General features: G+C 34.3%; 14 protein-coding genes. 6 read left to right on the plus strand and 8 right to left on the minus strand.

Annotated elements, in window-relative coordinates:
- The first annotated feature begins 103 nt into the window (after nt 1–103).
- Nucleotides 104–469, plus strand: coding sequence for a DUF3139 domain-containing protein (locus BAQ46_RS14110; RefSeq protein WP_001035535.1), 366 nt, complete (start codon nt 104–106; stop codon nt 467–469).
- Between the two features lie 176 nt (nt 470–645).
- Here the strand turns inward: BAQ46_RS14110 and aspA are convergent, their stop codons facing one another.
- The 3 genes from aspA to gloA2 form a co-directional block, all read right to left on the minus strand.
- Complete coding sequence (gene aspA, locus BAQ46_RS14115; protein WP_000562151.1) at nt 646–2,079, minus strand: aspartate ammonia-lyase; 1,434 nt, start codon at nt 2,077–2,079, stop codon at nt 646–648.
- 162 nt (nt 2,080–2,241) lie between these two features.
- Complete coding sequence (locus BAQ46_RS14120) at nt 2,242–3,540, minus strand: hemolysin family protein (protein ID WP_000353305.1); 1,299 nt, start codon at nt 3,538–3,540, stop codon at nt 2,242–2,244.
- A 107-nt stretch (nt 3,541–3,647) separates the two neighbouring features.
- A complete protein-coding gene (gloA2, locus tag BAQ46_RS14125) occupies nt 3,648–4,034 on the minus strand; it encodes an SMU1112c/YaeR family gloxylase I-like metalloprotein (protein WP_001017666.1) in 387 nt (128 codons plus the stop codon).
- A 91-nt stretch (nt 4,035–4,125) separates the two neighbouring features.
- Here gloA2 and BAQ46_RS14130 point away from each other — a divergent pair, with 91 nt between their 5' ends.
- The 3 genes from BAQ46_RS14130 to BAQ46_RS14140 all read left to right on the plus strand — a co-directional run bounded on the left by BAQ46_RS14130 (nt 4,126) and on the right by BAQ46_RS14140 (nt 8,005).
- Nucleotides 4,126–5,304: a NupC/NupG family nucleoside CNT transporter gene (locus tag BAQ46_RS14130; RefSeq protein ID WP_000668837.1), complete on the plus strand. Its 1,179-nt coding sequence runs from the start codon at nt 4,126–4,128 to the stop codon at nt 5,302–5,304.
- A gap of 190 nt (nt 5,305–5,494) precedes the next feature.
- Entirely contained in the window at nt 5,495–6,508 is a 1,014-nt protein-coding gene (locus BAQ46_RS14135) for an LCP family protein (RefSeq protein WP_074544157.1), read from the plus strand.
- Between the two features lie 234 nt (nt 6,509–6,742).
- On the plus strand, nt 6,743–8,005 hold the full coding sequence (locus tag BAQ46_RS14140) for a VanW family protein (protein ID WP_071742055.1): 1,263 nt from the start codon (nt 6,743–6,745) through the stop codon (nt 8,003–8,005).
- 47 nt (nt 8,006–8,052) lie between these two features.
- Here the strand turns inward: BAQ46_RS14140 and BAQ46_RS14145 are convergent, their stop codons facing one another.
- Together BAQ46_RS14145 and BAQ46_RS14150 are read right to left on the minus strand one after the other, a co-directional pair.
- Entirely contained in the window at nt 8,053–8,325 is a 273-nt protein-coding gene (locus BAQ46_RS14145; RefSeq protein ID WP_071742056.1) for a hypothetical protein, read from the minus strand.
- Between the two features lie 15 nt (nt 8,326–8,340).
- On the minus strand, nt 8,341–8,859 hold the full coding sequence (locus BAQ46_RS14150) for an RNase A-like domain-containing lipoprotein (RefSeq protein ID WP_000822717.1): 519 nt from the start codon (nt 8,857–8,859) through the stop codon (nt 8,341–8,343).
- Between the two features lie 396 nt (nt 8,860–9,255).
- On the opposite strand from BAQ46_RS14150, the gene BAQ46_RS14155 reads away from it, so the two are divergent.
- Nucleotides 9,256–9,804 (plus strand): TVP38/TMEM64 family protein, encoded by a 549-nt coding sequence (locus BAQ46_RS14155; protein ID WP_000852211.1) that lies wholly within the window; start codon nt 9,256–9,258, stop codon nt 9,802–9,804.
- 63 nt (nt 9,805–9,867) lie between these two features.
- Here the strand turns inward: BAQ46_RS14155 and BAQ46_RS14160 are convergent, their stop codons facing one another.
- The 3 genes from BAQ46_RS14160 to BAQ46_RS14165 all read right to left on the minus strand — a co-directional run bounded on the left by BAQ46_RS14160 (nt 9,868) and on the right by BAQ46_RS14165 (nt 13,137).
- Complete coding sequence (locus tag BAQ46_RS14160; RefSeq protein ID WP_000730402.1) at nt 9,868–11,568, minus strand: M4 family metallopeptidase; 1,701 nt, start codon at nt 11,566–11,568, stop codon at nt 9,868–9,870.
- Between the two features lie 167 nt (nt 11,569–11,735).
- Nucleotides 11,736–11,864 carry an NprX family peptide pheromone gene (locus tag BAQ46_RS30320; protein ID WP_000726843.1) on the minus strand — a complete coding sequence of 43 codons (129 nt, stop codon included), beginning with the start codon at nt 11,862–11,864 and terminating at the stop codon, nt 11,736–11,738.
- Nucleotide 11,865: 1 nt separating this feature from the next.
- The gene (locus BAQ46_RS14165) at nt 11,866–13,137 is read right to left on the minus strand and encodes a tetratricopeptide repeat protein (RefSeq protein ID WP_071742057.1); all 1,272 of its coding nucleotides are present in this window, start codon (nt 13,135–13,137) and stop codon (nt 11,866–11,868) included.
- Between the two features lie 200 nt (nt 13,138–13,337).
- Between BAQ46_RS14165 and BAQ46_RS14170 the strand changes: the two genes are divergently transcribed.
- Nucleotides 13,338–14,801, plus strand: coding sequence for a nicotinate phosphoribosyltransferase (locus tag BAQ46_RS14170; RefSeq protein WP_000222900.1), 1,464 nt, complete (start codon nt 13,338–13,340; stop codon nt 14,799–14,801).
- Nucleotides 14,802–14,951: the final 150 nt, after the last annotated feature.

Genomic DNA, 14,951 nt, shown 5'->3' on the forward strand with positions numbered 1-14,951 from the left:
GTGATAATAAAAAAGGAAAAAGTCCCGTTACAAATCGGGACTTTTCCTTTTTTCAATTTCTTAATAAATCATTTTAATGGTTAAATTTAGGAGGGAAGGAAGATTGAACAAAAAATTGATTATATTAATCTCAATTCTAATTCCTATCGTTTTAGTTACTGTATACATTTTATTTACTAAAGAACAAGCGAAAAAAAGTATTTATAACTATATATCCAAACAAGGAATTACAGAAAAGCAATTAAAATACGTTGATTTTAAAAAAGATTATAAACGCGGCGGATATAACTTGTTTACGTACGTAAATGATGAAAAAGAAAACATTCACTATGTATATCATTATCAAGATGGGAAAGTAACTTTCTCCGCTTACCTTAACGACCCAGATTATATTAAAGAGAAAGCTTGGGGTGGAAATAGGTTAACTGCTGAAGAATTAAGCATGCTAAAACATCCTCCATTAAAATAGTTCTTTAATCCATTCAAAAAACGTCTTTTTATAAGACGTTTTTTCTTGTTATATTGCTGTTCGTCTTATATAACTCAAACTCCCTCTCAACATGAAGTAAATTTGAATAGTGATAAAAAAACACCTCCTGAATTTGCATACTACGTATGTAAATTCAATGGAGGTGTTTTTTTACATTACATCTTCTTATTCTTTAGTAAAGAAGCTCCAGCAATTTCAGGATGCGTCATTTCGAATGGATCTAAAATAATATCCAATTCTTCTTCTGTCAGTACACCATGTTCTAAACATAACTCCCGAACAGATTTTCCTGTTTCAATTGCTTCACGTGCAATGCGAGATGCTGCTTCATAACCAATATGAGGGTTAACTGCTGTAATAATTCCAACACTTTTCTCAACATATTGTTTCAGCAGTTCTTCATTTGCTGTAATTCCTTTAATACAATATTCACGGAATACACGGAATCCGTTATTCATAATACTAATAGATTGAATTAAATTAAATACAAGCACAGGCTCCATTACGTTGAGCTCCAGTTGTCCTGCTTCTGACGCTAAGCAAATTGTATGATCATTACCAATTACTTGGAAAGCGACTTGATTAATTACTTCTGCCATAACAGGATTTACTTTACCTGGCATAATAGATGAACCTGGCTGACGAGCTGGTAATTGAATTTCCGCCAATCCAACACGTGGACCAGATGCCATAATACGAAGGTCGTTCGCAATTTTAGACATATTCATCATACATACTTTTAACGCTGCAGATACTTCTGTGTATGCATCTGTATTTTGCGTTGCATCAACTAAATGCTCTGCACCAACAAGTGGGAATCCGCTAAATGTTCGTAAGTGTTTAACCACTTGTTCAATGTAGGTAGGGTTTGCATTTAATCCCGTACCAACAGCTGTCGCCCCCATATTCACTTCATATAAATGTTGGCGAGATTGTTTAATTCTTTTTATATCACGCGCAAGCACTCTGCTATACGCTTCAAATTCTTGTCCAAGACGAATCGGAACAGCATCTTGTAAATGCGTACGTCCCATTTTAATGACGTGATCGAACTCGTTTGCTTTTGCACGGAAAGCAGCATGAAGTTCTTCCATTGTAATAAGAAGTTCTTCTAACATCATAAGAGTTGCAATATGAATTCCCGTTGGGAACGCATCATTCGTTGACTGAGCCATGTTTACATGCGTATTTGGGCTAATTTTTGCATACTCGCCTTTTTCATATCCCATACGTTCTAACGCTCGATTAGCAATTACTTCGTTTGTATTCATATTAATAGAAGTTCCAGCACCGCCCTGAATTGGATCTACGATAAATTGATCATGGAATTTCCCATCAACAATTTCTTGCGCTGCCTCCGCAATTTCATGTCCAATGTCTTTCGCCAAGTAACCAGTATCGATATTTGCAAGTGCCGCCGCTTTTTTCACAATTGCCATTGCCGTAATGAGTGACGGATGGATGCGATATCCTGTAATCGGGAAGTTTTCTACCGCACGTAATGTTTGTACACCGTAATAAGCTCTACTTGGTACTTCCTTTTCACCTAAAAAATCTTTTTCTATACGTATATCCTTCGTTGCTATCATTTTCATCACCTATACTTTTCATTCTAAATCCCTATTTAAAAAATTCGCCCTCTAAAAATACGAGTATCATTCAGAAGAATTTTTCAGTGTCCACCTTCACTATATAGTACCTTTTTTGAAAGCGCAAACATTTAATTTTCTATATATACCTTTTATAGAAAATCATTCTTCTCCCTTCTTTATTTCCACTCGTTTAATTTGATGCATATCTTTTTCCAGAACTTTAAAAGAAAAGCCGTGTTTTTCAATAATATCTCCTTCAGCAACGATTTGCTTTTGTACCATAATCCATCCACCAATTGTATCTACATCATCAGCGATTAAGTGTATGCCAAATAAATCATTTACTTCACTAATAAGCACTTTCCCCTCTACAATTTTACACCCTTCACTTATATGCTCTATAGGCGGGTGTTCATCTTCATCGTATTCATCTCGAATTTCCCCAACAATTTCTTCTAAAATATCTTCTAATGTAACAATCCCAGCTGTACCACCATATTCATCATACAACACAGCTAATGGAATGTGTTTTCTTTGCATTTGTAATAGTAAATCATGAATTGGAATATTTTCTAGCACTTCAATGACCGGCCTTGTATATGGCATAATCGAGCACTCCTCGTCCCGATTACCATCCATATAACGAATAAATAAATCCTTTACATTAACCATTCCAATGATTTCATCTTTATCTTCACCAAATACAGGATACCTCGTATATTTTTCTTGTGCGATTATTTTAATATGTGTTTCAAATGGTTCGTCCTCATATAAACCTACAACTTCCGTACGAGGCACCATAATTTCCTTTGCCACTCTATTATCAAATTCAAAAATATTATTTACATATTTAAATTCCCTTTGATTAATCTCTCCGCTCTCATAACTCTCAGATAAGATTAATCGTAATTCTTCTTCCGAATGAGCAACTTCATGTTCAGAAGCCGGATGTAATCCGAATAACCCTGTTACAAGCCTTGCTGAACCATTTAAAGCCCAAATAAACGGATACATTACTCGGTAAAAATAAATAAGTGGTTTCGATAATAATAAGCTAACTTGCTCTGCTCTTTGTATGGCGAACGTCTTAGGAGCAAGTTCACCAATAACAACATGTAAAAACGTAATAACTGCAAAAGCAATAATAAATGAAACGGTACTTGCAATTGCAGAAGATAGGTGTAGTTTTAAAAACAACGGCTCTAGTAAATGTTTTATAGTCGGCTCGCCTAACCACCCAAGCCCTAAAGCGGTAATGGTAATACCTAACTGACATGCTGATAAATATTCATCTAAATTTGAAGTTACTTTTTTTGCTGCCAATGCTCCTCGTCGTTTCTCACTAACGAGTTGGTCAATACGACTGCTACGCACCTTAATAATTGCAAACTCAACAGCTACAAAAAAACCTGTTAATGCAATAAGAATGACTACCATCAGTAATTTTAAAATATCCACATATATCCTTTAGCTTTCTTAGCTAAAGTGACACCTCCTTTAAAAAAGAAGTTTCACTTTAGTTTCTTCATTTACTCAAAAGCAACCCTATATAAAATTCACCAATTTCAAACCTCATACAATTCTAAAGGTAAACCATCCGGATCTTGGAAAAAAACGAATTTTTTCCCGGTTATCTCATCAATACGTATCGCCTCAGTTTCAACACCACATTGACTTAAATGTTGCACGGCTTCTTCTATATTTGTAACAGCAAATGCTAAATGCCTAAGTCCAGACGCTTCTGGAAAACTCGGGCGCTCAGGCGGACTTGGGAATGAAAATAATTCAATTTGATACTCTCCCCCTACACATAAATCTAACTTATAAGAATCTCGTTCCTTTCTATATACCTCATTTACCTCTTCAAAACCTAATATCCTAGTATAAAAATCTTTTGACACATCATAATTTGAACAAATAATTGCAACGTGGTGTACTCTACATATATTCATACTCTCTCTATTCCTTTCTTTACCAAAGATGCATATTCTCCCTTGAAATGAAAAACATATATAGCAGAATATCTCTTTTAGGGGGCTTACTATGAAATTTATTACCTTTTTCTTAGGACTTATCGTCGTCTTCTTCCTTGCTTATATCGCTAGTAACAATAAGAAGCATATTAAATTTAAACCTATTTTCATCATGCTTCTTATACAGTTAATTTTAACCTATTTATTATTGAATACAGAAATCGGTCTCATACTTATTCGGTTCATCTCCAGTTTGTTTACAAAGCTACTCGAGTATGCTGCTGATGGTATAAACTTCGTATTTGGCGGCCTTGCCAATAAAGGTGAAATGCCCTTTTTCCTTACTGTCTTATTACCAATTGTCTTCATTTCCGTCTTAATTGGTATACTACAACATTTCAAAATACTACCATTTTTCATTCGTTGGATCGGTTACTTCCTTAGCAAAATAAATGGTCTTGGGAAATTAGAGTCTTACAATGCTATCGCATCTGCCATTGTCGGCCAATCAGAAGTTTTTATTACGGTCAAAAAACAATTAGCTCAAATTCCAAAACACCGTCTTTATACACTTTGTGCATCTGCCATGTCAACTGTATCTATGTCTATCGTAGGTGCCTATATGACAATGATCGAACCTAAATATGTAGTAACCGCACTCGTTCTCAATTTATTTAGCGGCTTTATTATCGTACTTATCATTAACCCTTACGACGTGAGGGATGACGAAGATATTTTAGAACTAAAAGGCGAAAAGCAAAGCTTTTTTGAAATGCTTGGAGAATACATTCTAGATGGCTTTCGAGTAGCTATCGTTGTCGGTGCTATGCTTATCGGATTCGTCGCATTAATGAGCTGCATTAATGATCTATTCCTCATTATATTCGGCATTACTTTCCAGCAATTAATCGGCTACGTCTTTGCACCAATTGCATTTCTTATCGGTGTACCAAGTTCTGAAATTGTCGCGGCTGGTAGCATTATGGCAACGAAGCTTGTAACGAATGAATTTGTAGCAATGATGGATCTTAGTAAAATTTCTAATAGCCTTTCTCCTCGTACAGTTGGTATTATTTCTGTCTTCCTCGTCTCTTTTGCCAACTTTTCTTCTATCGGCATTATTTCAGGTGCGGTAAAAGGATTAAACGAAGAACAAGGAAACGTCGTTGCCAGATTTGGCCTTAAATTACTATACGGAGCGACTCTCGTTAGCATTTTATCTGCAATTATCGTAAGCATTATGTTGTAATTAGGTAAAATTTTATCATTTTCTTATCCCTATCTTTTGTATACAATAACGAATAGATGTCTTTATAAATAATCAAGACATCTATTTTTTATACATGTACAATCGCTTTTATTTAGCGTACAATATTTTTTATGTGTTTAAATGCGCTTCTAGATGTATATACTTTGATAGTTTTAAAGGAGAAAAAATGATGAAATCCGATATGCACAAAGATACTCGAGCCAAAAAGGGACGCTCAAAGAAAAAACGTCTACTTTGGTTCCTTCTTATTCCATTACTGATTATAGCACTTGGAGCAGGAGGCTACTCCTTCCATATATACAGTAAAGCAAAATCAATTCTAAGTAATGCCTATTCTGAACTTGGTCGCGGAGACAAATCCAGCAAACGTGAAAAAGCCGTTAAACCTATGACTGACAACATTTCCGTACTTATTATGGGTGTTGATGAAAGTGATATTAGGGACAAAAATTATGGGAAAGCAACTCGTACAGATGCACTATTACTTGCAACCATTAATAAAAACGATAAATCTGTTAAGCTTGTCAGTATTCCACGTGATTCACGTGTCTATATTAAATCACGTGATAAATACGATAAAATTACACATGCGCACGTATTCGGTGGTGTAGACAGCACGATTGATACAGTTGAGAAATTTTTAGATGTTCCAGTTGATTACTATGTAAAATTCAACTTTAAATCCTTTATCAAAATTGTTGATTCCCTTGGTGGCATTACTGTAGATGTTCCAGTGGAGTTCACAGAACAAAATAGTAAAGATGAAGCAGATGCAGTTCACCTTAAAAAGGGACGTCAACATTTAAATGGAGAAGAAGCACTGGCACTAGCGAGAACTCGTCATATCGATAGTGATTATATGCGCGGTCAACGACAACAGCTTGTTTTAGAAGCTATTGCTGAAAAGGCATTATCTCTGAATTCCATTAATAAAATCGGTGGTTTATTAGACGCTGTTGATAAAGACTTAAAAACAAATTTAACTTTTGATGATATGATGACAATTGCGAAAAATTCAATGGGTTCAAACTTAAAAATGGACAAATTGCAAGTAGAAGGTACTGATAAATATATAGGTGGTATTTATTATTACGTTCCAAACGAAAAAAGCGTCGATAATATTTCGACAACACTACAAGATCATCTCGGTGTTACGAATAAAAATGAACATAAAAAATTATAATAAAAAGGCTGCTAGAACTTTCTAGACAGCCTTTTTATTATAATTTTCAACATATTTTTCGTACACATTGTGACAAAAAGAGACAATTATTACAACAGTGTAACATATTTTATAAAAACATTACACGCACAGTGAAAATAATAGTATACTAGTACGTACATAATGTTATTTTCATCATTTTTATACAAAAAATGTAATACATATATTTATACAAAAATTTCTGGGGGGAAATAAATGAAGCTAAGTAAAATACTGATCGGTTCTGCAATTGCTGGAGGCATATTACTTTGTGTTGGCGGTGTTGGCGGATATCAATATGTATCCAAACTAAATAATCAATTAGATACTACTGCATTACCCAATACTACATTTGAAGGTATTTCTCTCGATGGAAAAAATAAAAAAGATATTCAAGCTATTATTAATCAAAAAATCACTGAATTAGATCAAAAATCACTTACGTACATATTCCAAAACGATAAACAAACTTACACATGGAAAGATTTAGGGATAAATTATAAAGAAAAAGATATTATCGACAAAATCTTTAAAGAACAAGAAGGCAACGCAATAAATCGTTACAAAATGCGGAAACAAGCTGAGAACGGTGAATTAAAACGTGACTATAAATTAACACCTCAATTAAATACAACTACTTATAAAAGCTTTATGAAGGATAAATATAATGAAACATTAAAAAATCCTGTTAATGCAGAATTAAGTATTGAAGGCACTACAGTAAATATTAGCCAGAGCCAAAATGGAGAAAAAATCGATAAAGAAAAGTTAACTGATTTAACGCGGCAAGCCATTACTTCTGGCACATCTGACGTTACATTACCCGTTACACTATTAAAGCCTGAACGTTCTACAGAAGATATACAGAAAATGGGGATTAAAGAAGTAATTGCTGAATATTCAACTCCAATGGCTGGCCGTAATGGGAATCAATCCTTTAACGTAAATAAGTCAGCTAATACTTTAAGTGGAGTGATTGTCGCACCTGATGAAACATTTAGTTTTAATGGCCGCGTTGGCGTAACGGATGCTGCTCATGGTTATAAATCCGCAGCTGTATATTCACAAGGGAAAGTTATACAAAGTGCAGGCGGAGGCGTTTGCCAAGTGAGTAGTACTTTATATAGCGCAGCTTTAAGAGCAGATTTAGGAATTGTTTCTCGAAGCAACCATTCTATGCCCGTAAATTATTTACCACTTGGGCAAGATGCAGCAGTAGCAGATTATGGTCCAGATTTAAAATTTAAAAACAATACAGGCAATCATATTTATATTCAAGCATTTTCAAATGGAGGTAGTATTACTACACGTATTTTCGGCACAAATACTGGTAAAAATGTTGAAGTTTCTTCTCAAGTAATTAGTAGGACTAATGATAAAATAACAGCAGTTACATATAAAAAAGTTACACAAAACGGTGAAGTAATATCTAATGGGCAAATTTCAAAAAGCGTATATAAAAGCGCTCCAAAACAATAAAACACTATTAAACGAACGAATTCCAAAAAGAAAAAGGCGTGAGTAGATCACGCCTTTTTCTTTTGCAATAATACTAAAAAGGTTGCAAGATGGTCTTTCGTTTCTTCTAACGACCACATACGATTTCCTTGCTTCGCAGCTAGTACGCACGCCTCTTCCCAAGCACCCTTTTTCTTCATATATAATAATTCATCGCGTAATTTCAAAACAATTTCTTCGTCTTCTTGCTCTATAAACTCTTCCATCACGCCTACTATTTCATCTTCATGGATACTTAACGTACAATACGATTTGAAAAAATATTGTAATGTCGTATACATATTTACTCCCCCTTCTTATTTATCAGATGGATAAGAAGTAATGATCTTATATCCTAAATCCCCTGACTTATCTCTCGCTAAAACAGTAACAGTTTTGACTAACTTGTCTTTTACATTCATATTTTTCTTTATTACCGTTTTTCCAACCGGGAATGAATGTGTTGTATTTAATACGAGACGAGCCTCTTTAGAATTTTTTAACCAATCTTGAATTTCCTTATCATGCTGCTTCAAACTATCTTTTACAGCTTTCGTTGCCGTTTCCTTGTCATAGTATGTACTTGCTGCTGATACTTTATCTGTCTTCAAGCGATTCTTCAAATCTTCTTCTGATTTGCCTACATGTCTTTCAATCGTATGACCATTTTTAGGTGGCCCTTCCATTTCGTCTAAAATATTATCACTAATTTTTTCTACTGATGCCGATTGATTCCCTGTTTGTTTCTCTGTTTTTTGTTCTTTTCCTGCACATCCACTTAAGATCAGCATGAGTGCCAATAAACTACTCACGAAAAGACTACTTATTCGTTTCATCATATCACCTCTTTCATGATTATTATCGTAACTTCACTAAAAGTCAATTTCACATCGAAAAAACATACACATTTTTCAAACTCCTCATCTATTTTGCCAAATTACCACCCGTTTTTCATAAAACCGCTATTTTCGCCCTTACATAAATATACCCCTATGTTTTTATGATTATTTCCCGAGTTAAACCTCCCCCTAAAATCATCTATTAACCTTTTAAATAAAGGTTTTATTTGTATTTTTTTAAAAAGTAAAATATACCCCTTACTTCATATACCTAATACCCATATAAGGTATAATAATGGTGTTTTTTAACGTTTTTCTACATTATGTAAATTTGTACTTGCCTACACAATGGAAATATGGTGTAATGCAAAAAAAGATAAAGGATTTTAAACAATGGCTGAAACAATTCAAAACTTCTTAACAGACTATTATTCAATCGCAATTCCACTTAGTATCTTAATCAACATAGTCATTAGCCTTTTAGGTGTTATCCCTAGTATTTTTTTGACCGCTATTAACATACAGCTCTTTGGTGTAACAAACGGAACCCTTATTTCGATCGCAGGTGAGGCATTAGGGGCTATTATCTCGTTTTATATTTATCGTATAGGCCTTCAGAAATTCACTCACAGCAAAGTAAATAAGTATCCAAAGGTAGAACGCCTACTTTATGTAGAAGGTAGAGAGGCCTTTCTACTCGTCCTATCGTTCCGCCTCATTCCTTTCATTCCGTCTAGTATCGTGACTTTATTTGCAGCTCTAGGCAAAATGTCATTACTATCCTTCAGTATTGCCAGTACAATAGGTAAAATACCGGCATTATTAATCGAGGTATATTCTGCTTATCATGTCATGAACGGAACAAATGAAGCGAAGTGGATTGTAACAATCGCGGGCGCTATTGGATTGTTTTATTTGTGGAAAAAATGGAGAAAAAAATAAAGAAGGAGCCTATGCTCCTTCTTTATTTTTGAGGTATTTTATTAATAGCTATCCTTTAGATCGTTAGTTAATACCAACAGCACTAAATGATTGCTTAACTGCATTTACTTCAGCAGAGTTCGCACCATATAAATCAGCTGCAGCTTGTACTGCACCAGCACGCGCTTGACTAAATGTAGTAGATTGCGTGAAATATTGTGTGTTTGCACGGTAATAAATTGCACCTAGCTTATCTTTACCAATACCAGTTACAGTTACACCGTAATGCGTACCGCCATTTGCTAATAAATAAGCTTGTTTGTTAATAATACCACTGTTCGTATGAACCCCACCGTTATCACTAGTACCAGTGTAACGCTTAGAATAATGATCTGGATCACCATATTTCGTTGGATCACTCATAGAGCGAAGCGCATCTCCTGCTTTACCAGGCGTATAAATATCTTCACCAATTTCCCAATCTGGGTTACGGTTATCATAGAATTCTACTAAAGTACCAAAAACATCTGAAATAGCTTCATTTAATGCTCCTGATTCATTTTGATAGATTAAATCTGAGCTATACTCTGTAACAGCATGCGTTAATTCATGGCCAATTACATCAATTCCACCAGACAATGAAGTGAATGTTACACCATCACCATCTCCGTATACCATTTGAGAGCCATTCCAGAACGCATTATTATATCTACTTCCATAATGAACTGTTGATTTTAATGGCGCTCCTGCATCATTAATAGAGTTTCTATTAAAAGTAGCTTTATAGTAATCATATGTTTTACCCGCATAGTAATGAGCATCTACCGCTGCTGCATCATACGCTGCATTGAAAACATTATCTGCATCTACCCATAATGTTCCTGGCAATGTAGTACGATTTTTCGCATCATATGTGAAAATCGTTGCTCCGCGCGTATTATCTTGTAAGTAGTAAGATGAGCCAGATAACGTTGTATTAAGCGACTTCGTATCTCCTAATACACCTTTACCAGTACCCACTGCATTTGTTCCTGTTACAGGCTTTACAGCTGGTTTCGCTTCCTGTTTAGGTGCCTCTTGCTTAACTGGTGATTTATCTTCATTTGCTACATGATCCAATTTATTATATTTATTTAACACTTTACCGCTGTCTGCTTCAATGAAATAGTAGTAGTTTCCTGGGCTTGGCTCTAAGAAGTTTAAATTTACAACGTATGCATATGTTGTTTCTTCACCGTTTTGATATACATATAAGTCCGCTTTTGGTTCTACCTCATATTTAGGTGTTACCCCTAAATCTTTTTGTGCAATTTCAATTGCTTTTGCGCCTTCGATCTTATTTTTATTTTTCAACTTTTCTTTTTTGTCTAAATCAGGTGCAACTGTTCCAGACAATACTTTTAAAGAACCATCTTTACTTACATGAGCTACTTGCGTAGAACCCCATACAGGTACTCCTTCATATACTTGTTGCAAACGTAATACTGTTGAATCAGTTACAGCATCTTTCTTCACTTGTTTCACTTTGAAAGAATCCTGCGCACTCTTTTCCCCTAACTTGTAATCACCTTTTGCTGCGTTTAAGTAATCAAACACAACAGATTCTGCTTTCTTACCAGTTGCCCCAGTTAGATCCCCAGAAACAAACTCCGGTGACTGTACTGTCTCATTGTACTTCTTCGTAGAGAGCACATTTTTAGAATCTGCAAATGCAGAGCCTGTCCCTCCGAACGTTGTAACTGCCATTCCTGTCGCTAACACTAATGCTAAACTTTTCTTTTTCATGAACCTTCCCCCTAATAAATTATTTTTTGAAAAAGAGTAGTTTCATATTAGCATTATGTTTCCACTATTAATATACTAAAAATTCAATTAATTTTTTTCTCAAGTTTTGTAGAATTTTGAGGAACAAATATTGAAAAACCCCTTTCCGGTTGGAAAGGGGGTTTTTATTAAGAATTTACCAATTCAACTACTTTTTCTCCTTGACCATAGATATCCGATGTCCAAGCATATTGCGGTTCCAATACCACCAGTACAGCTACCAAAGCTAAAGCACCAATAATTATTTTCTTTTTCATACTATTTTCCTCCCTTTTCTTCTAATAAATTAATTGCTAATTTATAATAATTATTACTTTCTCTAAACTCTAATAATTCTTCGTGGTATCCTGCTAGTTCTAAATAAACCAGTTTTAATTCTTTTTTATTTTCTTCGCCTCTAAAAAATGGGATTGCCTCAACTTCTAAAAACTTTTTATAAACATCTTTAGTTTCAAAGTATTTATGCTTAAGCATTAAAAGTATATATAGCATACTTTTATACTTTTCATCCCTCTTCGCGATATCTATCCCTTTATCAATCCAATCTTTCGCTTCTTCAAATTCTTTTAATTCAATACACTGTAAAGCGATTTCATACACTGCATCAATATAATTTAAATCCTCTTCCTTCTTGTACTTTAAGCATTGCAAATAATAATCTTTAGCTTTTGCATAATCTTTTAAGTTGTAGTACAGGAAGCCTAAATTATTTAAAGCAATAGCTGTTATATTTTCTTTATCGGCAAAAGAATTTGCTTCCCTCAAAATATTATTATAAATAGATAGTGCTTCATTATATTGTTTTTTTTGTATATAACTCAATGCAATAAGTAACTGGCAATTTATCACATAACGAAACTTATATTCATTCTTGAATCCTTCCATTGCTACATTAGCAAAATGTAAAGTCATATGTTCAACTTCCAATTCATTATAAACAAGAGCTAAATTGAAATATATTCCATTTTCGTGATAACCTTGTTCCTTTGCCATTACTTCTGTTCGAGTCAAGTATTCCAATGCCCTCTTATATTTATGCTGTAAAAAATAATATAGACCTTTACTATACGTATATAATAATTTCTGGAATGGTGAATACTTTTTGTACATCTTTTTTAAGCTCTCTAATTCTTCTTCAACAGCAGGAAAATCTCGTTTCATAATTAAATAACGCGTATAAAGCAGTTTATAATAATTTATAATTTCAAAATCCAAAACATGCTTCATTTCACCTTGTAATTCTTCATATATGCGCTCTACTTGTGGCTTGTCCAAATGAACTAATGCATTTAACCATTCATCCAGCTTCCCCTTCACATCTTCTTCTACATCTCTCAAATCCGTCACGGCAATTTCTAATCTTGCGCAGAGCAATTGTAGAATCTCTTCTGATGCTTCGATTTTTCCATTTTCGATTTTACTTAAGTATGAGACAGAACAAATGCCCTGACATAATTCTTCTTGTGTCATTTTTTGCTGTAGCCGTTTGTAAAAGACTTGTTTGCCTATTTTTTCTAATGTTTGTTGCATTGTCCTCCTCCATTCTCATTTACCCCCATTACTTTAATAATACATAAAATCTTGAGAAATATAAATTGATAAATGTTAATTTTCTAAAAAATATGCAATATTTCATTTTTTTCCCTCTTGACTATACTTTCATATCTATTCTTTGCTACGATCCGTGAAAAATTGGTATACTATAACCAAATTATGGAGGTGTTTTCGCGATGACTTATTATAAAGACGATAGCTATGCCTTACATACAGATTTATATCAAATTAATATGGCTTATACATATTGGAAAGATGGTATTCATAACCGCCGCTCGGTGTTTGATTTATACTTTCGAAAACTTCCATTCGAGAACGGTTATGCTGTTTTTGCTGGCCTTGAAAAAATTGTAGAGTACATAGAAAACTTCAGCTTTACCGAAAGCGATATCGCTTATTTAGCAGAATTACAATTTGAAGAAGAATTTCTTCAGTATTTACAAAATATGAAATTCACTGGGACGATTCGAAGTATGCAAGAAGGTGAAGTTGTCTTTAATAACGAGCCTTTATTACGTGTCGATGCACCGCTCGGCGAAGCACAAATTATTGAAACCGCCCTGTTAAACATTGTGAATTACCAAACATTAATTGCAACGAAAGCAGCTCGTATGAAGCACGCTGCAAATAACGATGAACTTTTAGAGTTCGGCACAAGACGTGCCCACGAGTTCGATGCAGCCCTTTGGGGTACACGTGCTGCCTTTATCGGTGGTTTCTCATCTACGAGTAACGTACGGGCTGGGAAACGCTTCGGAATACCTGTAGCCGGCACACATGCACACTCTTTCGTTCAAGCATACCGTGATGAATATGTTGCTTTCAAAAAATATGCTGAGACACATAAAAAATGCGTCTTTCTCGTTGATACATATGACACATTAAAATCTGGTGTTCCAAATGCAATTCGCGTGGCAAAAGAGTTTGGGGATCGCATCGATTTTTATGGCATTCGCCTCGATAGTGGTGATATGGCTTATTTATCTAAAAAGGCAAGAAAACTACTAGATGAAGCCGGGTTTACAAATACAAAAATTATTGCTTCTAGCGACTTAGATGAATACACCATTATGCATTTAAAATCTCAAGGAGCAAAAATTGATGTATGGGGCGTTGGAACAAAATTGATTACGTCCTTTGAGCAACCAGCATTAGGGGCTGTTTATAAACTCGTTGCGATTGAAGATACTGATGGAAAGTTAAATGATACAATTAAAATTTCATCTAACCCGGAAAAAATCACTACTCCAGGACTGAAACGAATTTATCGCATTATCAACCGAGTTAATGATCATGCAGAAGGCGATTATATTGCATTAGATTGTGAAGAACCAGGAAAAGAAGAACGCTTAAAAATGTTTCACCCTGTTCACACGTATATAAGTAAATTTGTAACAAACTTTGAAGCGCGCGAACTGCATAAAGACATTTTCGTTAACGGTGAAAGAACATATGAACTACCTGACATATTGGATATTCAAAAATACAATGAACAGAGTCTCGCGTTATTTTGGGAAGAGTATATGCGAACTTTAAATCCTGAAGAGTACCCTGTCGATTTAAGTCAAGAATGCTGGGATCATAAAATGAATTACATTCAAACTGTTCGAGAACAAGTTGAAAAAAATATACAAAAATAAAACAGAGAAGCTGCTCCTTCTCTGTTTTCTTCAATGCTATATATCTTTGTAAAAAATATATTAAAATAACAAGACAAATATTTTTTATTTGTAAATTTTAATATTACGTTATTTATCTCCAAAATAATATTTGTTATTATTTTATTGAGT

Origin of the sequence: Bacillus paranthracis, assembly GCF_001883995.1 — a bacterium.
GTDB lineage: Bacteria > Bacillota > Bacilli > Bacillales > Bacillaceae_G > Bacillus_A > Bacillus_A paranthracis.